Genomic DNA, 22731 nt, shown 5'->3' on the forward strand with positions numbered 1-22731 from the left:
GCCCGTCCTTACGGATGGCGACACGAGCGGGAGCCTCACATGCCATTGGTGCCTTCGCACTACCCCTTCTCCGCGATCGTCGGCTGCGACGCCGACGACCTCGACGACCTCGGCCTCTCCCTCGTCCTGAGCAGCGTCTCGCCGGAGATCGGCGGCGTCCTGGTGCGCGGTGAGAAGGGCACGGCCAAGTCCACCGCCGTGCGGGCCCTGGCGTCCCTCCTGCCGCCCATCGAGGTCTACCAGGGCGACCGCTTCTCCGTGGATCCCGCCGACACCGCCCAGCGCTCGCCGGACGGCCCTTTCGGACCGGGGACGTCCGTGGAGAGCCGGCCGGTCCGGCTCGTCGAGCTTCCGGTGGGCGCCACCGAGGACCGCGTGCTCGGTTCGCTGCACCTGGAGCAGGCGCTCACGCACGGCCAGGTCGCCTACGAACCCGGCCTGCTGGCCCGCTCGCACCGGGGGCTGCTGTACGTCGACGAGGTCAACCTGCTCCACGACCACCTCGTGGACCTCCTCCTGGACGCCGCGGCGACCGGGCGTGTGACCGTGGAGCGCGACGGGTTCTCCGTGGAGCACGCGGCGCGGTTCCTGCTGATCGGAACGATGAACCCCGAGGAGGGCGAGCTGCGCCCGCAGCTCCTCGACCGGTTCGGGCTCACCGTCGAGATCGCCGCGCCGCGCGATCCCGCGTCCCGTGCCGAGGTGGTCCGGCGTCGCATGGCCTACGACGCGGACCCGGCCGCCTTCTCGGCTCGCTTCCACGAGACGGAGAAGGCGCTCGCCGAGCGCATCGCCGAGGCCAGGGAGGTGCTCGGGCGGGTGCTGCTGTCCGAGGCCGCGCTGCTGAAGATCGCCGAGGTGTGCGCGGCGTTCGGGGTGGACGGCCTGCGGGCCGACATCGTCACCGCGCGCACGGCGGTGGCGCACGCGGCCTGGGCGGGCCGCACGTCCGTCACGCTGGCCGACATCCGCCGCGCCGCCCTGCTCGCGCTTCCGCACCGGCGCCGACGCAACCCGTTCGATGCTCCGGGGCTCGATGAGGACCTCCTCGACCGGGTTCTGGGGGACGAGGAACCACCGCCCGATCCGACCGATCCGCCCCCTGGATCGGACGGACCGGATGGACCGGACGAGTCGGAGCGGCCGGACGGAACGGAGGAGACCCCGGAGGCGGCTGAGGCCCCGGAGTCGGACGGACCGGCGGAGGCGGGCGCGGAGAGCCCGCCCGGGTCCGACGGCTCGGCCGAGGCGGACGGCGGTTCCGGTCCCGAGGCCCGCGACGACGACTCGGGCGAAGCGGCGGCCGAGGAGGAACCAGCGCCCGGACGGACGGACCAGGACGGCTCCGATGGCACGGACTCCGGCGGCGACTCGTCGGTCCTGGCCAGGGCCACCGCTCCGTACCGGCCCCGGACGCTCACCGTGCGGGGCGCGGGCGAGGGCGCCGACGGCAGGCGCAGCCGGGCCGTCGGCACACGGGGCCGCCGGATCGGGGCGACCCCGCCCGGCCAGGGGCCCGGCACCTCGCTGCACCTGGTCGAGACCGTGCGCGCCGCCGCGTCCCGACCGCAGGACGGCGACCGCTCCGGGAACGGGAACGGGAACGGAGCACGCCACCCGGACGGCACAACCGGGCAGGAACGCGGCCGCTCACGGCACGAGGACGGACCTCGCCACCCGGACGGCACGCAGAACGGCGACCGGCCGCCGGGCGGAGACGGCACGCTGCGCGCGGACCGCACGAACGACGACAGCCCGGCCCGGAGCGGTGGGCGGCTGCGGATCCAGCCCCGTGACCTGCGTGTCGCGGTTCGCGAGGGGCAGGAGACGAACCTGATCCTCTTCTGCGTGGACGCGTCCGGGTCGATGGCGGCGCGCAAGCGCATGGCCGAGGTCAAGACCGCGGTCCTGTCCCTCCTCCTCGACGCCTACCGGCGCCGCGACAAGGTCGGCCTGGTCACCTTCCGGGGCCGGGGCGCCGAACTCGCGCTGCCGCCGACCCGCTCGGTCGACGTCGCCGCGGCCCGCCTCGACGACCTGCCCGCCGGCGGCCGTACACCCATCGCCGAGGGACTGGTGGAGGCCGCCCGCGTCCTGCGGCGCGAGCGGCTGCGGGACCCGAAGCTGCGCCCGCTCCTCGTCGTCGTCACCGACGGCCGGGCCACGGGCGGCAAGGGCGCCGTCGGTCGCGCGATGAACGCCGCCGACCACGTCGCGGGGCTGGGCGTCACCACCGTCGTGGTGGACAGCGAGACCGGGCCGATGCGGCTCGGCCTCGCCGCCACCCTCGCCGCCCGCCTGGGCGCCGACCACCTACCCGTCAGTGAAGTCAGCGCCGACACGCTGGGCAGTGCCGTACGAGAGAGGGCCGCCTGATGCCTCAGGGACAACCGCTCGTCGTCCCCGACGACGGACTCACCACGCGGCAGCGCCGCAACCAGCCGCTGTTCGCCGTCCACACCGGCGACGGGAAGGGCAAGTCGACCGCCGCGTTCGGCCTCGCGCTGCGCGGGTGGAACCAGGGCTGGCGGATCGGCGTGTTCCAGTTCGTCAAGTCGGCGAAGTGGCGCATCGGCGAGCAAACGGTTCTGGAGCGCCTGGGCAAGCTGCACGAGGAGACTGGCGAGGGCGGTCCCGTGGAGTGGCACAAGATGGGTTCGGGCTGGTCGTGGATCCGCCGCAAGGACGGCACCGAGGACCACGCGGCGGCCGCCGTCGAGGGGTGGGCGGAGATCAAGCGCCGGCTCACCGACCAGACGCACGACCTGCTCATCCTCGACGAGTTCACCTACCCGATCGCCTGGGGCTGGGTGGACGCCGAGGAGGTCGTGGCGGCCCTGCGTGAGCGCCCCGGCCGCCAGCACGTGGTGATCACCGGGCGTCGCGCCGATCCGCGGCTCCTGGAGGCCGCCGACCTCGTCACGGAGATGACCAAGGTGAAGCACCCGATGGACGCCGGGAGGAAGGGCCAGCGAGGGATCGAATGGTGACGCCCCCCGCGCGCTCCGAGAGGGGTGCCGGGGTGTCGCGGGCGCCGGGAACGGCCGGGCGGCCGGGGTCCTTCGTCCTGCCCAGGGTGATGATCGCGGCGCCGATGACCGGGCAGGGCAAGACGACGGTCGCGACCGGGCTGATGGCCGCGCTGCGCGGCGCCGGGCACGTCGTGAGCGGCCACAAGGTGGGCCCCGACTACATCGATCCCGGCTATCACGCCCTCGCCACCGGACGCCCGGGCCGCAACCTCGATCCCCACCTGGTCGGCGAGGACCGGGTCGCGCCGCTGCTCCTGCACGGGGCACGGGGTGCGGGTGTCGCCGTCGTCGAGGGCGTGATGGGTCTGCACGACGGGCGGCTCGGCACCGACGGGTTCGCGTCGTCCGCGCACGTGGCGGCCCTGACCAGGACCCCGGTGGTCCTGGTCGTGGACGTGTCCCGGATGTCCCGGTCGGTGGGTGCGCTGGTGGCGGGCATGGCGGCCTACGACCCGGCGGTCGAGGTCGCCGGGGTGATCCTCAACCAGGCGGGCTCGGCCCGCAACGTCGCCGAGATCATCCGGGCGGTGCACCTGCCCGTGCTCGGCGTCGTCCACCGCGACGCGGACCTCGCCACGCCGTCCCGGCACCTCGGGCTCGTCCCGGCGGCCGAGCGGGCGGAGTCTGTGCAGGTCGTCGAGCGGCTCGGCGAGCACGTCGCGCGCCAGGTGGATCTGGACGCCCTGCTCGACGTGGCCCGCTCCGCGCCCGCCCTGGACGCCGTCCCCTGGGAGGCGCGGGCGGAGCTGCCGGCGAGGGAGGCCCGGAAGGACTCACGAGAGGCGCACGAGGAGCCCCGAGAGGCGCAGCGGGTGGCGGGCGCCTCCGGCGGTGCCCGGCGGCCGGTGGTCGCGGTGGCGGGCGGCCGGGCCTTCACGTTCCGCTACACGGAGACGGAGGAACTGCTCACGGCCGCCGGATGCGAGGTCGTCGGCTTCGATCCGCTCACCGACACCGAGCTGCCGGCCGGTACCCGGGGGGTCTACCTCGGTGGCGGCTTCCCCGAGGTGTACGCGAACCGGCTCGCGGAGAACCGGAGCCTGTCGGCGGACCTGGGAGCCGCGGTGCGCGACGGTGTGCCGACGGTCGCCGAGTGCGCGGGGCTGCTCTACCTGTCCGAGTCGCTCGACGGGGTGCCGATGGCCGGGGCCGTCCCCGCGCACGCCCGGATGTCGGAGCGGCTCACCCTGCGCTATCCGGAGGCCACCTCACCCGGGGACACCCTGCTGACCCGGGCCGGGGAGAGGGTCACCGGGCACGAGTTCCACCGCACCCGCCTGACCCCGGGCGCCTCCGCCGACAGCCCGGCGTGGGAGGTCGACGGCACGTCGGAGGGGTTCGCGTCGCCGACCCTGCACGCCTCCTACCTCCATGTCCACTGGGCAGGATACCCAAGGATCGCCGCCCGCTTCGCGGACGCCGTGGGCTCCTGAACGGTCGGTGGCCACGGCACGTGGATGTCGTCAGAGGGCGAAACGCTTGAGCCCGTCGGTGTCCAGGACGACCCCCGTTCCCGGGACCTCGACCGCTTCCCCGTAGGGGTGTTCCGAACGGTCCAGGTACCGGCCGCCCACGGGCCGGGAGTGCACCACCACGGCGTTGGCTTCGCGGTCCACCAGCACGTACACGCCGATGCCGCTGGCCGCGTAGGCGACGGGCTTCTCCACTCGGTCGCGGGCATGCGTGTCAGCATCCCAGGAGGTCACCTCGACGACCGCGAGGACACCGTCGGGGTCGGCCCATTCTCCGGACCTGTCGAAATGACCGACAGGAGACAGCATGCCGTCGGGGCGGGCGCGTCCCTTTCGGTAAGGGTCGATCTTCAGACCTTGGCCGGTGACGTTGAGGTCCAGGTCCGGACGGTGCGCCATGAACTGGCGCGTCATCCACATGAGGATTCCGCCGTGAGCCCCGTCGGTCACCTTGTGAGCCCAGACCTTTCCGTTGATGTGTTCGAGGGTGACGCCCTCCTCGTTGCGAGCGATCTCGGCGAGACGCTCGAACAGTTCGGGAGTGATGGGCGGTTCCGGAACGGGCGGCGGGTGATGGTCGGCGACGGTCATGTTGACATGGTAGATGAGGGGCATCCCGCCTCCACTGGCCTTGTGGACATGGACGCCGTGCGCGCCGCGGCCCGACCTGGCCGCCGGGGAAGCGGGTCAGGTGCGGGCGGTCACCCAGTCGAGGGCGGACGGGACGTCGTGGACGGTGGGGACGCCCTGGGGGCCCGCGGGACGGCGGACCACGATGACCGGGACGCCGAGTCGCCGCGCGGCCGCCATCTTGGGCCAGGTGTAGGTACCGCCGGAGTCCTTGGTGACCAGGGCGTCGGCGCGGTGCTCCCCCAGGAGGTCGAGTTCGCCGTCGAGGGTGTACGGCCCCCGACTGGTGACCAGGCGCCAGGAGGCGGGCAGGTCGAGGTCGGGGACGTCCACCACGCGGACCAGGGCCTCGTGGCGGTCGAGGGCCGGGAGGAAGCGCGCGAGTTCCTGGCGGCCGACCGTGAGGAAGGGACGCGTGCCCAGCGACGCGGCGGTGGCCGCGGCCTCCTCGTGCGTGTCGACATAGAGCCATGTCGGGTCGGGGTCCCAGCCCGGGCGTTCCAGACGCAGGAGGGGGACGTCCGTGCAGGCGGCGGCCGCGTTAGCGGTCATGCCCAGGGCGAAGGGGTGCGTGGCGTCCACCACCGCGTCGTAGTCGGCGAGCGCCGCCCTCAGGCCGGGGACGCCGCCGAAGCCGCCGGTCCGGACCCTGCCGACCGGCAGGCGCGGGCGCGCGACGCGGCCCGCGAGGGACGTGGTGACGTCGATGCCGGCCTCGACCAGCAGCGCGGCGAGCTCTCGGGCCTCGGACGTGCCCCCGAGGAGCAGGAGTCTCATCGAAGGAGTCTGCGCCGAAGGCGTCCGTTGAGGGGGCTCCTCCGCCGCGAAGCGGCCCCCTGAGCGGTGGTGGGCGACGGGTGCGAGGGCTGCGCCGAAGGCGTCCGTTGAGGGTGCCCCACCCCTCCGCGCAGCGGCTCCCGGGCGGTGGTGGGCGACGGGTGGGCCTGGAGCGAGCAGGGGGAGGTCCGCGGGCGCGCCCTCGCGGGCGAGGGTGAGCAGCGCGTCGACGTCGAGGTGCTCCTCCACGAGGTCGGCGAGCAGGTCAAGACGCCGTTCCCGGGCGTCGGCGAAGCACGTCCCGGACGGCGCGAGGCCCAGTGTCTCGGCGAGGAAGGCGGCGCGGAAGGCGTCGCCCTCCAGGCTGCCGTGCCACATGGTGCCGAAGACGTTCCCCTCACGGACCAGGAAGTCCGCGGGTGTGACGCGCCCGTGGTGGATCTCGTAGCCGTGCGCCGGCGCGCCCAGGGCCGTACCGGTCGGCAGGCGCAGGGTCTTCTCCGCCGTGAAGTCGGTCCGGACGTCGAGCAACCCGAGGCCGTCCGCGGTGGCCGGCTCGGCCTCGATCCCGTCCGGGTCGGCGATGGTGCGGCCGAGCATCTGGAAACCGCCGCAGATCCCGAGCACGGGGCGCCCGCGGCGGGCGTGCTCGGTGATCGCCCGGTCCAGGCCGCGGGAGCGCAGCCAGGCCAGGTCGGCGAGGGTCGACCGGGTCCCGGGCAGGACGACGAGGTCGGCGTCGGCGAGGTCGCGCGGCCCGGAGGCGAAGACGACGTCGAGCCCGGGTTCCAGGCCGAGGGCGTCCACGTCGGTGAAGTTGCTGATCCGGGGCAGCCGCACCACCGCCACGCGGCGGCCGGTGCCCGGGGAACGGCGGCCCTCCAGGTCGAGGGCGTCCTCGGAGTCGAGCCAGAGCCCGGCGTCCCAGGGCAGGGTGCCGTACACGCTGCGCCCGGTGAGCCGTTCGAGGTCGGCCAGACCCGGCTTGAGGAGGCCGACGTCCCCGCGGAACTTGTTGATGACGAAGCCCGCGACCAACTCCTGGTCGGCGGGCTCCAGCAGGCCCACCGTTCCGTAGAGCGCCGCGAACACGCCGCCGCGGTCGATGTCGCCGACGACCACGACGGGCAGGTCCGCGTGGCGGGCCAGGCCCATGTTGACGTAGTCGCCCGCGCGGAGGTTGATCTCGGCCGGGCTGCCCGCGCCTTCGGCGATCACCAGGTCGTAGCGCCCGGCCAGGTCGTCGAAGGCCGTGTGCGCGGCCTCGGCGAGGTGGCGGCGCCCCTCCTCCCAGTTCGCGGAGGAGACGTCCCCGGCGGGGTGGCCGAGCAGCACGACGTGGCTGCGCCGGTCGGTGCCCGGTTTCAGGAGCACGGGGTTCATGGCGGGCTCCGGCGTGGCGCGGGCCGCCACCGCCTGCACCCACTGGGCGCGCCCGATCTCCGCCGTGCGGCCGTCGGGTCCCTGGCAGACCATGGAGTTGTTCGACATGTTCTGGGCCTTGTACGGCGCCACCCGCAGGCCGCGCCGCGCGAACGCCCGGCACAGGGCGGTGGTGACGACGCTCTTGCCCGCGTCGGAGGTGGTTCCCGCGACCAGGAGCCCGGCCCGCCGGCCGCCGCCCCCGGCGGACGCCTGCGACGCGGCCCGCCTCCCGCCCCGCCCGCCACCTGCGGTTCCGCTCACGTGGTCCTCCGTAGCAGCGCGGTGTCCATCACCCATCCGGCCCTCTCCCGCGCCCGGGCGCGGGCCGCCGCGATCGCGGGCAGCACGTCGCCGACCCGGCCCGCGACCAGCGCCTCGGTGTCGGTGCCCAGGTTGGCGCCCCACCACACCGACCACTGTTCCAGCCCCTCGAACGCGGGCGCGCCGCCGAGCATGACGACGATGTTGTCCTGCCCGGCGTCGACGGCCTCCCGCAGCCGGCGCGCGGGGGTGACGTGCACCGGGCGGCCCACCTCGTGCAGGACGATCCGGTGCCGCGCGGCCAGGAGCTGGGGCGCGGCGACGCCGGGGAGCACGTCGTAGTCCACCGGCACGACGCCGCGCTCGGCGATCCGCGCCACGATCCGCAGGGTGGAGTCGTACAGGGAGGGATCGCCCCACACCAGGAACGCCGCCGTGCCGCCGCGCTCGCCGAGCACCCTCTCGTAGGCGGCGACCCGGGCCTCGTGCCAGGAGCCGACCGCCGCCGGATAGTCGGCGGGGTCGTCGCGGTCGCGTTCCGGGTCGGGCACGGCGACCAGGGGGACGCCGTGGGCGTCGCAGACCGCGCGGCGCAGGGCGAGCAGCCCGTCGTCGTCGCGCTTGCGGGCGGCCACCGCGTAGTCGCAGCCGCGCAGGGCCCCGGCGACCTCCTGGGTCAGGTGCCGCGGCCCCATGCCGATGCCCAGGATCCGTACCCTCATTCGGCCCGGTCCTCCAGGTCGCCCTCGACCTCCAGGTAGACCTCCGTGAGGGCGTCGAGGGTCGCCTGGTCCGGCTCGGCCCAGAGCCCGCGCCGGGCGGCCTCGTGCAGCCGCTCGACGATGCCGTGCAGCGCCCACGGGTTGGACCGGCGCAGGAACTCCCGGGTCTCCTCGTCCATGACGTACTCGGCCGCGAGCTTCTCGTACATCCAGTCGTGGACGACCCCGGCGGTGGCGTCGAAGCCGAAGAGGTAGTCGACGGTGGCGGCCAGCTCGAACGCGCCCTTGTAGCCGTGGCGGCGCATGGCGGAGATCCAGCGCGGGTTGACCACCCGCGCCCGGAACACGCGGGCGGTCTCCTCGGTGAGGGTGCGGGTGCGGATCGCGTCGGGCGAGGTGGAGTCGCCGACGTAGGCCCGGGGGTCGGTGCCAGTGAGGGCGCGGACGGTGGCGATCATGCCGCCGTGGTACTGGAAGTAGTCGTCGGAGTCGGCGATGTCGTGCTCGGCGCTGTCGACGTTCTTCGCGGCGACCTTGATCCGGCGGTAGTTGGCGCGCATGTCGTCGGCGGCCGGGGTGCCGTCGAGCCCGCGGCCGTAGGCGAAGCCGCCCCAGGCCGTGTAGACCTCGGCGAGGTCGTTGTCGTCGCGCCAGGTGCCGGACTCGACCAACTGGAGGATGCCGGCGCCGTAGGAGCCGGGCGCGGAGCCGAAGACCCGGGTGGTGGCGCGGCGGTGGTCGCCGTGCTCCTCCAGGTCGGCGCGGGTGTGGGCGCGGACGAAGTTCTGGTCCTCGGGCTCGTCGAGGTCGGCGACGAGCCGCACGGCGTCGTCCAGCATGGCGACGACGTGCGGGAACGCGTCGCGGAAGAAGCCGGAGATGCGGACGGTGACGTCCACGCGCGGGCGGCCCAGCTCCTCCAGCGGGACCACGTCGAGCCGGGAGACGCGGCGGGAGGCCTCGTCCCACTCCGGGCGGACGCCGAGCAGCGCGAGCACCTCGGCGATGTCGTCGCCGGAGGTGCGCATCGCGGAGGTGCCCCACACGGACAGCCCGACCGACTCGGGGTAAGTCCCGGTCTCCTCCAGGTGGCGGCGCAGTAGGGAGTCGGCCATCGCCTGCCCGGTCTGCCAGGCGAGCCGGGAGGGGACGGCGCGGGGGTCGACGGTGTAGAAGTTGCGGCCGGTCGGGAGCACGTTGACCAGGCCGCGCAGCGGGGACCCGGACGGGCCCGCCGGGACGAAGCCGCCGGACAGGGCGTGGACGGTGTGGTCGAGTTCGTCGGTGGTGCGGGCCAGGCGCGGGACCACCTGGGTGGCGGCGAACTCCAGGACGGCGCGCACACCGGGGTCGTCGTGCAGGCCGGCCGCGGCGGCCGGGTCCCAGTCCGCGGCCTCCATGCGCTCCACGAGGGCGCGGGCCGCGGCCTCCACCTCGTCGACCTCACGGGCCGGCGCCTCGTCCTTGAGGCCGAGGGCGGAGCGCAGGCCGGGAACCGCCGCGCCCACCCCTCCCCAGACCTGGGCGGCCCGCAGGACGGACAGGACCAGGTTGACCCTGGCCTCGCCCGCCGGAGCCTCGCCGAGCACGTGCAGGCCGTCGCGGATCTGGGCGTCCTTGATCTCGCACAGCCAGCCGTCGACGTGGAGCAGGAAGTCGTCGAACTCCTCGTCGTCGGGCCGCTCCTCCAGGCCGAGGTCGCGGTGCAGTTCGGCCGCGCGCATCAGGGACCAGATCTCGCCGCGGACCGCGGGCAGCTTGGCCGGGTCCATGGCCGCGATGTTGGCGTGCTCGTCGAGCAGCTGCTCCAGGCGCGCGATGTCGCCGTAGCTCTCCGCACGCGCCATCGGCGGGATGAGGTGGTCGACGACGGTGGCGTGGGCGCGGCGCTTGGCCTGGGCGCCCTCACCGGGGTCGTTGACCAGGAACGGGTAGACGAGCGGCAGGCCGCCGAGCACGGCGTCGGTGGCGCAGGAGGCCGACAGCGCGGCGTTCTTGCCGGGCAGCCACTCCAGCGAGCCGTGTTTGCCCAGGTGCACGACGGCGTGGGCGCCGAAGCCGTGCTCCAGCCAGCGGTAGGCGGCCAGGTAGTGGTGGCTCGGCGGCAGGTCGGGGTCGTGGTAGATCGCGATGGGGTTCTCGCCGAAGCCGCGCGGCGGCTGGACCAGGACGACGACGTTGCCGGCGCGCAGCGCGGCGAGGACGAGTTCGCCCTCGTCGTTGACGTAGAGGCGGCCGGGGGCGGGCCCCCACGCCTCGGTCATTGCGTCCTTCAGGGCCGCGGGCAGGTCCTCGGTCCAGGCGGCGTACTGCTCGGGCGTGATCCGGACCTGCGCGTCAGTCAGCTGGACGGAGGTGAGCCAGTCCTCGTCCTGTCCGCCCGCCGCGATCAGGGCGTGGATCAGCGCGTCGCCGGCCTCGGTGTCGTCCTCCAGGTCGAGTCCGGGCAGGTCGCCGGGCTCTCCCAGGTCATGGCCCTCGTCGCGCAGACGGCGCAGCAGGCGGACCAGCGAGCGGGGGGTGTCGAGGCCGACGGCGTTGCCGATGCGCGAGTGCTTGGTGGGGTAGGCCGACAGCACGACCGCGATCCGCTTCTCCGCCGGGGGGACGTGCCGCAACCGGGCGTGGGCGGCCGCGATCCCGGCCAGGCGGGCGCAGCGCTCGGGGTCGGCGACGTAGCGGGGCAGTCCGTCGCGGTCGATCTCCTTGAAGGAGAAGGGCACGGTGATGATCCGGCCGTCGAACTCGGGGATGGCGATCTGGCTCGCCGAGTCGAGCGGGGTGACGCCGTCGTCGGAGGCCTCCCACTCGGCGCGGGAGCTGGTCAGGCACAGTCCCTGGAGGACGGGGACGTCCAGCGCCGCCATCCGCTCCACGTCCCACGCCTCGTCGTCGCCGCCGGCGCTCGCGGAGGCGGGCACGCTGCCGCCGGCGGCCAGGACGGTGACGACCAGGACGTCGAACGCGCGCAGCGCCTCGTAGAGCTCGTCGGGCGCCGAGCGCAGGGACCCGGCGAAGACCGGGACGCCCACGGCCTGCCCGGTCGCGTCGACGGCGTCGGCCAGGGCGTGCGCGAACGCGGTGTTGCCGCCGGCCTCGTGCGCCCGGTAGTAGAGGATGCCCACGCGCGGCAGCGACGAGTCCAGGGGCTGCTCCCGCGTGGAGGAGGAGCTGCGCCGAAGGCGTCCGTTGAGGGTGGTAGCCCGTTCTCCGCGCGAAGCGCTCTCCCGGGCGTTGGCGGGTGACGGGTGGGCGAGGCCCCACTGCGGGACGGGGGCGGGCGGGTCGAAGCCCTCGCCGGTCAGCAGCACGGTGTCGGAGAGGAAGGCGTGCAGGCGGCCGAGGTTGGCGGGTCCGCCCTGCGCGAGGTAGCGGTGGGCGTCGGCCGCCAGGCCGATGGGGACGGTGGAGTGCTCCATCAGCTCGGCGCTGGGCTGCTGTTCGCCGCTCAGCACGACCAGGGGCGTGCCCCGCTCACGGACGGCGGCCAGGCCCGGCCACAGGTCGTGCGGTGAGCCGAGCAGGCGCACCACGACGAGGTCGGCGCCCTCGACGGCGGCGGTGAGCTCGGTGTCGGAGGCGCGGGACGGGTTCGCCCACACGTAGTCGGCGCCGCTGGCGCGCGCGGAGAGCAGGTCGGTGTCGGACGTGGACAGCAGAGCGATCCGTACCGTCATGGCCGGAATCCTCCCTCGGGGTTCTCGCCCCATCGGCGGTAGGAACGTTCGAGGCCAGTGTCTGGCTGCACCCCTGGTCGGGGTGTCACAGTGGCGGAACCGCCCCGGACTCGCACCGGGTTCCTGCGCCTCGAGCGAAGGATCCACACCCTAACGGTCCGCCGCCGTCCGCGCTGTGGCGGGTGACTCCCGGGCCGCCTCACCGCAGGAACCGGATGACCGGGTACCCGGGCCCCGCGTCGACCTCCGCGCGCACGCCGTAGACCTCCCCGATGAGGGACGGGGTCAGCACCGCGTCCGGGGTGCCCTCGGTGACGACCCGGCCGCCGCGCAGCACCACGAGCCGGTCGCAGTACATGGCGGCCAGGTTGAGGTCGTGCATGGCGATGACGGTGGTGACCGGCAGTCCCGCGACCAGCTCCATCAGGTCGAGCTGGTACTGGATGTCGAGGTGGTTGGTCGGCTCGTCGAGCAGCAGCTCCGTGGGCTCCTGCGCCAGGGCGCGGGCGATCTGGGCGCGCTGGCGCTCCCCGCCCGAGAGCGTGTGCCAGGACCGGTCGGCCAGGTCGGTGAGGCCGGCGCGTTCCAGGGCCGCCGCCACGGCGGCCAGGTCGGCGGCGGACATGGGCGCCCAGGCGCGGCGGTGCGGGATCCGGCCCAGGGCCACGACGTCGCGGACGGTCAGCTCGGTCTGGGTGTGCGCGTTCTGCTCGACGGCGGCCACCCGCCGGGCGGCGGAGCGGCGCGCGGTCCGGGCGAGCGGCAGGCCGTCCAGGGTCACCACACCGGAGGAGGGCGTGAGCACCCCGCTGAGCAGCCGCAGCAGCGTCGACTTGCCCGAGCCGTTGGGGCCGAGCAGCCCGATGGTCTCGCCGGTGCGCGGGGCGACGGTGACACCGTCGAGGATCAGCCTTCCGCCGATCATCCGGCTCACGCGCGAGGCGCGCAGACCCGTCTCCCGTTCATCGGCCAGGGCGGCGCGGTCGGCCACGGCCGGTTCTGCGTCGGTCATGTCGTCCTCCTGACTCGGTACAGCACGGCGATGAAGGCGGGCACGCCGATGAGGGACGTCATCACGCCCACCGGGATCTCCTGGGGGTCCAGGACGGTGCGCGCGGCGGTGTCCACCCAGACGAGGAAGACGGCGCCGCTCAGCGCCGTCACGGGCAGGAGCCGGGCGTGGGCGGATCCCGTGAGCGCGCGGGCCGCGTGCGGCAGGACCAGGCCCACGAAGCCGATCGCCCCGGCCGAGCTGACCAGGGCCGCGGTGAGCAGGGCGGTGGCGGTCAGGAGCAGCAGGCGGGCCCTGACCACCCGGACGCCGAGGTTCGCCGCGGCCTCCTCGCCGAACGCGAACGCGTCCAGGGTGGTGGTGTGGGCGAGGCAGACGGCGAGCACGGCGGCCAGCACGGCCGCGCACAGGGCCACGTCCGCCCATCCGGCGCCGCCGAGCGAGCCCAGCAGCCAGAACAGGACGCCCCGGGTGGTCTCGGCGTCCGCGGAGGTCAGCACGATGAACGAGGTCAGCGCCCCGAACAGCTGCATGGCCGCGACCCCGGACAGCACCACGCGGTCCATGGTCGGGCCGAGGCTCTGGGCGAGCAGCACCACCATCGCGAAGGAGAGCACCGCTCCGGCGAAGGCTCCGGCCGACAGCGACACCACGCCCGCGCCCCAGCCGAGGACGATGACGGCCACCGCCCCGGTCGAGGCACCGGAGGAGACCCCGAGCACGAAGGGGTCGGCGAGGGGGTTGCGCAGCAGGGACTGCATGACGGCGCCGCACAGGGCCAGTCCCGCGCCGCACACCGCGGCGAGCAGGGTACGGGGCATGCGCAGGTTCCACACGATGCCCTCGCGCAACGGGGTCAGGGGGCTGTCGCCCACCCCCAGTCGCGCGGACGCCGAACGCCAGACGTCGGCCGTCGAGATGTCGGCGGGGCCGATGGTCACGGCGACCGCGACCGAGGCCGCCAGGAGCACGAGTCCGCCAGTGGTGAGCAGCGCCTGACGGGCGCCCCTCACTGGGTGAACCCGAGGTCCCGCAGACCGGCGGCGACGAGTTCGATCCCCTCGACCGTGCGGATCGAGGGGTTCATGGCCTGGCCGCTGAGCAGGATGTACCGGCCCTCCCGGACCGCGGTGAGGTCGCGGGTGGCGGGACCGGACTCCAGGAACTCGATCTTGGCGTCGGCGGACTCGGCCGTCTGGGACTCGCGGGTCAGGTCACCGAGCACGATGACGTCGGGGTCGCGTTCGGCCACGGTCTCCCAGTTGATCTGCGGCCACTCGTCGTGGGTGTCGTCGAACGCGTTGCGCGCGCCGACCGCCCGGGTGATGGCGCCGGGGGCGCCGCAGCACCCGGCGAGGTAGGGCGACTCGGAGTTGGCGAACCAGTACATGAGGGAGGCGTCGGAGGCGTCCAGGTCCGCGGTCGCCGCGTCCACCCGGCCTTCGAGTTCGGCGACGAGCGCGTCCCCGCGCTCCTCGACACCGAAGATCCGGGCGAGGTCGTGGATCTCGCCGTAGACCGCGTCGAGCGTGAGCGGTTCGCTGCGGGAGCCGTCGCCCCCGCTCTCGTTGTCCTTGCCGGCGGCGCAGTCGGTCGGGGAGACGTAGGTGGGCACGCCCAGCTCCTCGAACTGCTCGCGGGTGGCGACGCCGCCGGTGCCGAGGGTGGAGACGAAGGAGGCGGTCACGAAGTCGGGTTCGGCGTCGAGCACCGCCTCGAAGGAGGGGTTGTCGTCGGCGAGCCGGGGAATGCCCTCGTTGGCCTCCTCCAGGCCCTCCATGATCGGGTCGGTCCAGGTGGCGGTGCCGATGACGCGGTCCTCCAGGCCGAGGGAGAGCAGGATCTCGGTGGTGCCCTGGTTGAGGGAGACGACGCGTTCGGGCGGGGCGTCGACGCTCACCTCGTGCCCGCAGTTGTCGGTCGTCGTGGCGGCGCCGGAGCCGGAGCCGGAGCCCGTTCCGTCGTCCCGCCCGTCCGCGGACGGGCCGCAGGCGGTCAGGAGGAGGGGCGGCGCGAGGAGGAGGGCGAGGGGGCGGAGCGCGGAACGCAGCATGGGGATGCCTCGGATGTCGGGGCTCGAACGCGGAGCCTGGCATGGATGCCCTCCGCGCACTCGACGCGGAGGGGCCAGCAGGTCTTCGGACTCGGGTTCACCCGGACGGGGTGCCTTCCCAGGCCGGTTCCGCGTCGACGCAGTGGTCGCCGCGGTCTCGCCCCAGTGGCGCAAAGTACCCCGCCCGTCCCCCTCACCGCTGCGCGTCAGTTCCGGATTCGCACCGGATTCCCTGACCACTGGCGTGGTACGACTGGCTCCGGCAGGCTACCAAGGCCCCGCCTCGCCGCGTTCCGGGGCTCCCGGCGCCGGCCGGGCGGGGTGGGCGGGACGGCCGGGCGGGGCTACTCGCAGCCGACGCCGTCGCCGTCGCGGTCCAGGTGGGGGCCGTAGCCGGGGTCGCCCCGGCGGACCGGGGCCGCCCCCGCTTCGCGGGCGGCGGTGCAGTTGTCGTAGTACGCGCTTCCGCCGCCGCTGTCCGAGTCCCCGCCGGTGCCGGAGCCCCCTCCCGTGTCCGCCGGATCGGCCGCGGCCGTCTCCGTCTCGGTGACCGTCACCTCGACCTCCACCTCCTCGGTCGCCGTGACCGTCTCGGTGGCCACCGTCTCGACCTCCTCGGTGGCCCTCTCGGTGGCGGTGACCGTGGCCACCGCGCCCGGTGCGCCGGCGCCGGAACCCTCGGAGAGCGCCGACACGCATCCGGTGAAGAGCACCAGCAGGACGCCGACGCCGAGGCAGCCGGCACAGCCGACACCGACGATCTGGGCCGGGGTGGGGCCGGTGCGCGGCCGCGGGGCGTTGAACTGGGGAGGGAGGTTCGTCATCGCGTGTTCCGTCCGTGGGCTGGGGGTGGACCACGGCGGAGCGGGCGCCCTGGGAGCAGGACGCTACTCCCGCGCGGCCGTCGGCGCCACGGCCGAAGGTCCCGGTCGGCGCCCGCGACGGCGGGCCGACCCGCGGGCGCCGGGGATCCTTTCCGGACGGGGTACGGCGTGGGATCCTGCCGCCATGATCGGACGCCTGCGCACCGTCGCCATCGACTGCCCCGACCCGGAGGCCCTCGCCGGCTTCTACTCCGAACTCCTGGGCCTGCCCGTCACCGAGCGCGTGGACGACTGGGTGGTACTCGCCGGGGACGAGTTGCCACGGATCGCCTTCCAGCGGGTCCCCGACCACCGGCCGCCCGCGTGGCCCGACCCGGAGCGGCCCCAGCAGATGCACTTCGACGTGTGGGTGGACGACATCGACGCCGCCGAAGCGCGCGTGCTGGACCTCGGCGCCACCCCGCTCGCGCGGGTCGAGGACGATCCCGACGACCTCTTCCGGGTCTACGCCGACCCGGTGGGGCACCCGTTCTGCCTGGAGTTCTCCCGGTGACGGCACGGGCGCGCGAGCGGTGGCGCGCCAGCGGATGTGAGCGCTCACATTAACGGGGCCCCAGCCGTCGTGCCGGTCCGGCGCGACCGCTATCCTCCCGGAGGCCGTCCCCTCGCGGCGGCGCCTCGGGAACCGGGACACGACACCTCTCTCCTTCGGAGGGCTCATGCCCACGTCGCACGCTCTGCTCCGCAACTGGGCCGGGAACGTCACCTTCGCCAGTCCGCGGGTGCACCGGCCCACGACCGTCGACGAGCTGCGCCGGCTCGTCCGGGACAGCACCGGGATCCGCGCCCTCGGCAGCGGCCACTCCTTCAACCTCGTCGCCGACTCCGACCGCGACCTCGTGCGGCTGGACGGCCTTCCCGTGGTGACCGAGGTCGACCCGGACGCCTCGACCGTCACCGTCTCCGGCGGCCTGCGCTACGCCGACCTGGCCGCCGCCCTGCACCGCGAGGGCCACGCGCTGGCCAACCTGGCCTCGCTACCGCACATCTCCGTCGCGGGCTCCTGCGCGACCGGCACCCACGGGTCCGGTGACGGGCACCGCTGCCTGTCCGCCGCCGTCCGCGCCCTGGAGCTGGTCGGACCGGACGGCGACCTGCGGTGGCTGAGCCGCGACGCCGATCCGGAGATCTTCCCCGGAACCGTGGTCGCCCTCGGCGCGCTCGGCGTCGTCACACGGCTCACCCTGGAGATCGAGCCCGCCTACGAGATGACCCAGCGGGTGCGGATCGGGGTGCCCCTGGACGAGGTGGCCGAGCGGATCGACGACGTGTTCGGTGCGGCCACCAGCGTCAGCCTCTTCACCGACTGGCACGCCGGCGAGGGGGACGTGTGGCTCAAGAACCGCACCGACCGGCCGGCCGGCGACTGGCACGGCGGACGGCCCGCGACCGGTCCGATGCACCCGGTTCCGGGCATGCCGCCCGAACCCAGCACCGAGCAGCTGGGCACGGTCGGGCCCTGGTTCGAGCGCCTGCCGCACTTCCGGCCCGAGCTGCCCCCGAGCGCGGGCGACGAACTGCAGTCCGAGCTCTACCTTCCCCGGGACGCGGCCCCGGCCGCCTTCGCCGCGCTGCGCGGGATCGGGCACCTGATCGCCCCGGCACTGCACATCTCGGAGGTGCGCACGATCCGCGCCGACGACCTGTGGCTGAGCCCCGCGTACGGCCGGGACACCGTCGCCTTCCACTTCACCTGGCGCAAGGACCCGGCGACCGTGCTGCCCGTCCTGTCCGCCGTGGAGGAACGACTCGTGCCGCTGGGCGCGCGGCCGCACTGGGGCAAGCTCACCGCGCTGGCCCCGGCGGAGGTCATCGGCGGCTACGAGCGCGGCGCGGACTTCGGGCGCCTGGCGCGTGACCTCGACCCGGACGGGAAGTTCCGCAACGCCTTCACCGACGCCCTCTTCCCGCGGGTGTGAGGCGCGGTCCCGCCGTGTCCTTCCCGGCCCCCGGGGTCAGCTCCAGATGAGCCCGAACCCGGTGGTCACCTCGGCGACCGACTCCTGGTACTCGGCGTGGGCGTCACCGGCCTCGATCGTGTGCAGGTCGAGGAGGGGTTCCGGGCCCACCCACCTGTTCCAGGCCCGCTCGAAGTCCCGGGGCCCCAGCCGTCGGCGCTCGAACACGTACGGGACCGCGTGGTGGACGCGTCGGTTCGGCAGGGGGCGGCCCCGGGCCTGGGCGCGGGCGCGCTCGTTCTCCTCCCGCGCCGAACCGGGCGCGGGGAACTCGTACCGGGTCGCCAGGAACCGGCGGTCGTACCCGGTGGTCACGACCCGCTCGTTGCCGACGGTCGGGTTGAGCACCTCTTCCAGGGCGACCGCGAACTTCTCGGCGGCCTCGGGGCCCGTGCCGACCAGCGTGCACTGGTGCACCCCGGCCGTGTCCACGTGGATCCGCACCCCCTGGGCCCCGACCCCGGAGTGTCCGGCGATCAGGAGCGCGTCGGCGACGGCGTACGCGTAGCGGTCGAGTCCGACGGGTTCCCGAGCTTGTTCGATCAGGTGGCGGGCCTCGCGTACCTTCGCCCTGCGCTCGACCGCGGCCGCCACCAGTTCCGAGGCGGCCACGCACGCCAGAGCCGTCACCACCGCGAGCTGCAACGGGCCGAGGGACGCGCCCAACACGAAGCCGGCGACCACGGAAAGCGACCGGACGACCGCGGCGGCGTGCTTCGGCCGAAGGGCGCGCTCCGGCTCCTTGTGAGCCCTCGCCCGGGCCACGCCCGCGGCGGCGGGCAGGACGGCCGGCGGCGAGCGGAGCACGGAGGTCCCGCTCCGTGCAGAGGCCCCACCGTCCGCAGGCGCACCGCCGAGCACGGAGAGCCCTCCATGCGCAGAAGCGCCGCCGAGCGCAGAAGCCCCGCCGTGTCCGGAGGGCGCCGACCGGCCCCAGACCCGCAGCGCGGCGGTCAGCGTGTCCTCGTACGGCTCCCCCAGCCGCCACTGCTCGCGGGTCTCCTCGCGGGCACGCGCCCGGATGAGCATGCGCGCGTTGACCGCGTCCGTCTCCCCCTCCGGCGGCGGCTCGTACGGGGAGAGGCGGGCGTCGACGTGCGCCACCCCGCTCACCACCGCACCGTCGGTGCCCAGGGCCAGGTAGCCCTCGTGTTTGCGGACGAACCGCTTCCAGTCCGCGTCGCCCTTGGGATGGTCATGGCTCACGCACACGACCGTCCAGGTGTGCGCGGTCTTCTCCGGCCACGACGGGTCCAGCCGCAGGGCCCTCCCCCGTCCCTGTACGACCGCCGTCGCCGTGGTAGAGGTCGTCAGGTCCACGACCACGTTGATCCCCCGGGCGTCCCACCCCTCGCCGAGGAGCGCCCTGGTCCCGACCAGCACCCGGCAGCCGGCCCAGTCGAGGAAGCGGGTCACCAGTCCGACGCGTGTGCGGGGCGGCCACGTCCCCTCGATGACGTGGAGCCCGTCCACCTCGCGGACGGTCAGGTCGAGGTCGGGGTGCTCGGCGAGGACGAAGCCGATGAGGGCGTCGCTGGTCCACGGACTGGTCGCCACGGTGCTCCCGGTGATCATGACGGGATTGAGGAAGGCGGTGCGCGGGTCCTCCACGAGCAGGGCCAGTTGGAGCCACGCCGACCCGGCGTCCTCCGCGAGGACACTGCGCAGGGCCCTCGGTGTGCGGGCGCGCTCCTGGTCGCACAGGACCAGGGCGCGCAGCCGGTCGCCGAGCGCGTCCGATTCGGTGTCCACGATCTCCACGGTGGCCTGGGACTTGGCGGCGCTGCGGGCGAGGACGCGGTCGACGGGCGAGGTGGTGGCCCGGATGCCCCGCCGGGTGAGCTGGTACCCGACCGTCGGCAGGGCGGCCCGGATGCTCTGCCGCGCGGCCTTGTTCCGCTCGGTGTCGGGGTCGAGGCAGTGCCGTTCGTAGTCCCTGATGAGCGCCGCCCAGTCGTCGGTGTCCGGCGCGTGGCGGTGCCGTTCCGCGAGGCGGGCGCCCTTGGGGAGCGCGCAGAGCCCTGCGTGGTGGAGCCGCAGGACCGCGTCGGCCTCGTCGGGGCGCTCGCTCGCCAGCCGGTTCCAGTCGGCCCTGTCACGCCCGGCGGTGAAGCGGTGGACGAAACGCACGTCGATCCACGGCAGGAAGTCGGTTTCGGCGAACCCGGGGGTGAGCAGCTCCGTGCACATCTCGGTGAACCGGAGCCCCTGCTCGGCGAGGTACTCGCGCTCCAGCGCGTTGGGCGTGGTGACGTAGGCCAGTTCCGCGAACGGGGCCAGGTACCCGTCGCGGACGAGCGCGGGGACGGACGCGCCGGTGATCGGCTCTCCGAAGAGGCGCTCCACCAGCTTCTTCTCGGTTCTGGTCAGGCTCGCGGCGGGTGTTCCGGTCAGACCGATGACGTGGGCGTCGGGAAGCTCGTCCAGGATCTCGGCGAGCAGGCGGCCCCACACCTGGAGGAGGTGGTGGCACTCGTCGAGGATCACGGTGAGCGGACCCGCGTCGTGGAGGGCCGCCACCAGGGCCTGGCCGTTGGCGTGCAGGCGGTCGCGGACCGACCCGCTCCCGTCGGTCTCGGCCTCGGGGTCGAAGACGGCGAGCGACTGGTAGGTCAGCACGTTGACGTCGTCCGCCAGGCCCCGTTCGGTTCCGGCCGTGCCGCCGTCCGGCCGGTCGTAGGCCTCCCAGTGGGTGGTCCACTGGCCCTGGATGGCGATGTTGGGGGCGAAGACGACGGTGCGGCGGCCGAGGCGGCGGGCTGCTTCCAGCCCGACGAGGGTCTTTCCGGCGCCCGGCGGCAGCACGACCCAGGTGCGCCGGTAGCCGTCGGCCCAGCGTGAGTCGACCTCGCTCAGCGCGTCGTTCTGGTAGGACCGGAACTCGCCCGGCCAGGAGGCCGCCGCGAACACCGACGATTCCGGGGCGTCCGTCCCGGCCGGGACGGTCGCTTCCCCGTGGGGGGTTTCGGGCATGCGCCCGACTCTAGGGCGAGCGGCGGAGTCCGCGCCAGGCGTCGACCCAGCGACGGCGCTCGCCCTCGTCCTCGCCGGCGCAGGCGGTCACGAAGGCCATCAGGAACACGTACTTGGGCAGCTCGGTGCCTTCGAGCACCTCCTGGAAGGTGGCCGCCTTGACGGCACCGCCGCACAGGTACTCCAGTTCCAGGTAGGACCAGTCGCCCGCCCAGACGAGGTACCGGCGCATGGTCAGCAGGAAGGCCTCGGTGCTGCGGGCGTCGCGGGGATCGGGACGCTCCTCGTAGCCGGCCAGGTCGCGGAGCAGGCCGATCCGCTCGACGGTGGTGTCGACCGGCGTGGACAGCAGGCGGTCCAGCCAGCCGATGGCGCGCAGGGAGGCGTTGGGACCGGTCGGTTCGAGAACGGCCGTCGTACTCAATGAGTCTCCGCGGGATGGGGATTCGACCAGGATCGTGCGTGTTCGTCGCTGCGCACGCGCGAACGGCGCATACGCGAACAAGGGTGCGGGAGAACACCGACGGCCAGAGGAGGGGTGTTGCCGAGATAACTCCGACTGATCGGCTACCGGGAAATCTACCGGAAGAAGCCGACACACGAAAGCGCCCCTGGCGTGGGCGGTGTAGAGGCGTGCGACACCCTCGGGTGTGACGCGGACACACCTCCGTGAACGCTCGGGATTATTCCTGAGAAAACGCATCAAAGGTGATCTCGAAGCTTAGTGAATACGTCCTCATTACGACGCATAGATTCCTTGCTGTTGCGCCTGGTAAAAGAGGGGCCGCAGATGACTCGCCTCTTTTTATCACATCCATTTATCCATATTGGGGTCGACCGAAACTCCCCCACCCTGCCGCTGCTCGCCGCCGCCCCGGCCCAGGGGCCGCTGGCGGTGTCCGCCCCGACCGCCGCCCGCCTCCTGCCCCGGCTGCTCTTCTGGTCGGCCTGGGCGCTCGTCGCCGCAGCGGTCTTCGCGGTGGCCGCACCGCTCTCCCTGCGGCGCCTGCGCACGACATCGGCGCGCGCGGACGCCGCGGAGCACGCGGCGCGGCGGGAGGCCGGGCGTGGTCCGCGAGTACCGCCGGGGCCCGGCGGGCCGGGGTCAGCGGACGACGACGGTGGTGTACACCTCCATGTTCCCGCTCTCCCACAACCAGTCCATCGCGGCCATGCTCACCCGGGCGCAGCCGTGCGAGGCGGGCTGCGGAGGCACGCTGGGGTAGCCGTGCACGGCGATGCCGCCGTTGAAGTACTTGGGTCTGTACAGGGCGCCGTAGGGGCCCGGGTCCCACGCGTCGACCTCGCGGAAGACGGAGTAGGTGCCGGTCGGCGTGGTGGCGATCCGCTCGCTGCCGTCGGAGCCCTCGTAGGGCCGGCCCGACCCGGTGGAGGTGTTGAGCACGCGTTCGACCTCGCCGCCGGAGACCACCAGCAGGAGCTGGCGCTCCAGATCGATCTCCAGGACGTCACCCGATGTGGAGGTGGCGGAGGGCCGCACGCCCTCGTCGAGCGCCGCCCGGGTCTCCGGGCCGACGATGCCGTCGCGGTCGATGCCGGCCGCCTTCTGCAGCGCCGTCACCGCCTGGGCCGTGTGGAAGCCGAACTCGCCGTCCACGCCGTCGATCCAGTAGTCGAGCTCGGCCAGGCGCTCCTGGACCTCGGACACCGCCGGCCCGGAGGAACCCCGGCGCAGCTCCGGTGGGGCGACCGCCGCGGCGGGCCGTGCCGTGGCGGTGAGCGCCGCGACCAGCGCGAACGCCATCAGCGCGGCCGTGATCGCGGCGCGGGCGGGGAGGCGCGCTCGGAACCGATGAGGGAGTGACAAGGGGGTTACCATACGTCTCCTTTACCC

The 22731-nt window shown here is 74.0% G+C and carries 16 protein-coding genes, 1 pseudogene and 2 riboswitches; of the genes and pseudogenes, 5 read left to right on the plus strand and 12 right to left on the minus strand.

Annotated features, from left to right (window positions below):
- The first annotated feature begins 39 nt into the window (after positions 1-39).
- The 3 genes from HNR10_RS14830 to HNR10_RS14840 all read left to right on the plus strand — a co-directional run bounded on the left by HNR10_RS14830 (position 40) and on the right by HNR10_RS14840 (position 4465).
- Entirely contained in the window at positions 40-2376 is a 2337-nt protein-coding gene (locus tag HNR10_RS14830) for a VWA domain-containing protein (RefSeq protein ID WP_246406242.1), read from the plus strand.
- Entirely contained in the window at positions 2376-2990 is a 615-nt protein-coding gene (cobO, locus tag HNR10_RS14835) for a cob(I)yrinic acid a,c-diamide adenosyltransferase (RefSeq protein WP_179824071.1), read from the plus strand. The genes HNR10_RS14830 and cobO overlap by 1 nt, the downstream gene beginning before the upstream one ends.
- An 89-nt stretch (positions 2991-3079) precedes the next feature.
- Positions 3080-4465 carry a cobyrinate a,c-diamide synthase gene (locus HNR10_RS14840; RefSeq protein ID WP_179829748.1) on the plus strand — a complete coding sequence of 462 codons (1386 nt, stop codon included), beginning with the start codon at positions 3080-3082 and terminating at the stop codon, positions 4463-4465.
- A gap of 30 nt (positions 4466-4495) precedes the next feature.
- On the opposite strand, the gene HNR10_RS14845 is transcribed toward HNR10_RS14840, so the two are convergent.
- From HNR10_RS14845 to HNR10_RS14880, 9 genes and pseudogenes are all read right to left on the minus strand, one after another.
- On the minus strand, positions 4496-5095 hold the full coding sequence (locus tag HNR10_RS14845) for a Uma2 family endonuclease (protein WP_179829749.1): 600 nt from the start codon (positions 5093-5095) through the stop codon (positions 4496-4498).
- Positions 5096-5191: 96 nt separating this feature from the next.
- Positions 5192-5911, minus strand: coding sequence for a cobalt-precorrin-6A reductase (locus tag HNR10_RS30775; protein ID WP_218898655.1), 720 nt, complete (start codon positions 5909-5911; stop codon positions 5192-5194).
- A 267-nt stretch (positions 5912-6178) separates the two neighbouring features.
- Positions 6179-7633, minus strand: a pseudogene (locus tag HNR10_RS30780) (cobyric acid synthase); the annotation flags it as partial.
- A complete protein-coding gene (gene cobF, locus HNR10_RS14855) occupies positions 7594-8319 on the minus strand; it encodes a precorrin-6A synthase (deacetylating) (protein ID WP_179824075.1) in 726 nt (241 codons plus the stop codon). The gene cobF and the pseudogene HNR10_RS30780, both read right to left, overlap by 40 nt.
- The gene (cobN, locus tag HNR10_RS14860; RefSeq protein ID WP_179824077.1) at positions 8316-11996 is read right to left on the minus strand and encodes a cobaltochelatase subunit CobN; all 3681 of its coding nucleotides are present in this window, start codon (positions 11994-11996) and stop codon (positions 8316-8318) included. The genes cobF and cobN overlap by 4 nt, the downstream gene beginning before the upstream one ends.
- A gap of 35 nt (positions 11997-12031) precedes the next feature.
- Positions 12032-12164, minus strand: a riboswitch (cobalamin riboswitch).
- Positions 12165-12195: 31 nt separating this feature from the next.
- A complete protein-coding gene (locus HNR10_RS14865) occupies positions 12196-13008 on the minus strand; it encodes an ABC transporter ATP-binding protein (protein ID WP_179824080.1) in 813 nt (270 codons plus the stop codon).
- Entirely contained in the window at positions 13005-14021 is a 1017-nt protein-coding gene (locus tag HNR10_RS14870; protein WP_179824082.1) for a FecCD family ABC transporter permease, read from the minus strand. Before HNR10_RS14870 ends, HNR10_RS14865 begins: the two co-directional genes overlap by 4 nt.
- Entirely contained in the window at positions 14018-15061 is a 1044-nt protein-coding gene (locus tag HNR10_RS14875) for an ABC transporter substrate-binding protein (RefSeq protein WP_179824084.1), read from the minus strand. The genes HNR10_RS14870 and HNR10_RS14875 overlap by 4 nt, the downstream gene beginning before the upstream one ends.
- A 59-nt stretch (positions 15062-15120) precedes the next feature.
- Positions 15121-15334, minus strand: a riboswitch (cobalamin riboswitch).
- A 71-nt stretch (positions 15335-15405) separates the two neighbouring features.
- Positions 15406-15885, minus strand: coding sequence for an excalibur calcium-binding domain-containing protein (locus HNR10_RS14880; RefSeq protein ID WP_179824086.1), 480 nt, complete (start codon positions 15883-15885; stop codon positions 15406-15408).
- Positions 15886-16069: 184 nt separating this feature from the next.
- On the opposite strand from HNR10_RS14880, the gene HNR10_RS14885 reads away from it, so the two are divergent.
- Positions 16070-16438, plus strand: coding sequence for a VOC family protein (locus HNR10_RS14885; protein WP_179824088.1), 369 nt, complete (start codon positions 16070-16072; stop codon positions 16436-16438).
- Positions 16439-16604: 166 nt separating this feature from the next.
- Entirely contained in the window at positions 16605-17864 is a 1260-nt protein-coding gene (locus tag HNR10_RS14890) for an FAD-binding protein (RefSeq protein WP_179824090.1), read from the plus strand.
- 36 nt (positions 17865-17900) lie between these two features.
- Here the strand turns inward: HNR10_RS14890 and HNR10_RS14895 are convergent, their stop codons facing one another.
- The 3 genes from HNR10_RS14895 to HNR10_RS14905 form a co-directional block, all read right to left on the minus strand.
- The gene (locus HNR10_RS14895; RefSeq protein WP_179824092.1) at positions 17901-20876 is read right to left on the minus strand and encodes a DEAD/DEAH box helicase family protein; all 2976 of its coding nucleotides are present in this window, start codon (positions 20874-20876) and stop codon (positions 17901-17903) included.
- 10 nt (positions 20877-20886) lie between these two features.
- Positions 20887-21300, minus strand: a complete 414-nt coding sequence (locus tag HNR10_RS14900; protein ID WP_179824094.1) for a hypothetical protein — start codon at positions 21298-21300, stop codon at positions 20887-20889.
- Positions 21301-21981: 681 nt separating this feature from the next.
- Positions 21982-22716, minus strand: coding sequence for a L,D-transpeptidase family protein (locus tag HNR10_RS14905; RefSeq protein ID WP_179824095.1), 735 nt, complete (start codon positions 22714-22716; stop codon positions 21982-21984).
- Positions 22717-22731 lie beyond the last annotated feature (15 nt).

Origin of the sequence: Nocardiopsis aegyptia, from assembly GCF_013410755.1 — a bacterium.
GTDB lineage: Bacteria > Actinomycetota > Actinomycetes > Streptosporangiales > Streptosporangiaceae > Nocardiopsis > Nocardiopsis aegyptia.

Excerpts from the sequence above, each read along its gene's own strand:
- HNR10_RS14830 (WP_246406242.1), top strand. The coding sequence starts at position 40 with ATGCCATTGGTGCCTTCGCACTACCCCTTCTCCGCGATCGTCGGCTGC.
- cobO (WP_179824071.1), top strand. The coding sequence starts at position 2,376 with ATGCCTCAGGGACAACCGCTCGTCGTCCCCGACGACGGACTCACCACG.
- HNR10_RS14840 (WP_179829748.1), top strand. The coding sequence starts at position 3,080 with ATGATCGCGGCGCCGATGACCGGGCAGGGCAAGACGACGGTCGCGACC.
- HNR10_RS14845 (WP_179829749.1), bottom strand. The coding sequence starts at position 5,095 with ATGACCGTCGCCGACCATCACCCGCCGCCCGTTCCGGAACCGCCCATC.
- HNR10_RS30775 (WP_218898655.1), bottom strand. The coding sequence starts at position 5,911 with ATGAGACTCCTGCTCCTCGGGGGCACGTCCGAGGCCCGAGAGCTCGCC.
- cobF (WP_179824075.1), bottom strand. The coding sequence starts at position 8,319 with ATGAGGGTACGGATCCTGGGCATCGGCATGGGGCCGCGGCACCTGACC.
- cobN (WP_179824077.1), bottom strand. The coding sequence starts at position 11,996 with ATGACGGTACGGATCGCTCTGCTGTCCACGTCCGACACCGACCTGCTC.
- HNR10_RS14865 (WP_179824080.1), bottom strand. The coding sequence starts at position 13,008 with ATGACCGACGCAGAACCGGCCGTGGCCGACCGCGCCGCCCTGGCCGAT.
- HNR10_RS14875 (WP_179824084.1), bottom strand. The coding sequence starts at position 15,061 with ATGCTGCGTTCCGCGCTCCGCCCCCTCGCCCTCCTCCTCGCGCCGCCC.
- HNR10_RS14880 (WP_179824086.1), bottom strand. The coding sequence starts at position 15,885 with ATGACGAACCTCCCTCCCCAGTTCAACGCCCCGCGGCCGCGCACCGGC.
- HNR10_RS14885 (WP_179824088.1), top strand. The coding sequence starts at position 16,070 with ATGATCGGACGCCTGCGCACCGTCGCCATCGACTGCCCCGACCCGGAG.
- HNR10_RS14890 (WP_179824090.1), top strand. The coding sequence starts at position 16,605 with ATGCCCACGTCGCACGCTCTGCTCCGCAACTGGGCCGGGAACGTCACC.
- HNR10_RS14895 (WP_179824092.1), bottom strand. The coding sequence starts at position 20,876 with ATGCCCGAAACCCCCCACGGGGAAGCGACCGTCCCGGCCGGGACGGAC.
- HNR10_RS14905 (WP_179824095.1), bottom strand. The coding sequence starts at position 22,716 with ATGGTAACCCCCTTGTCACTCCCTCATCGGTTCCGAGCGCGCCTCCCC.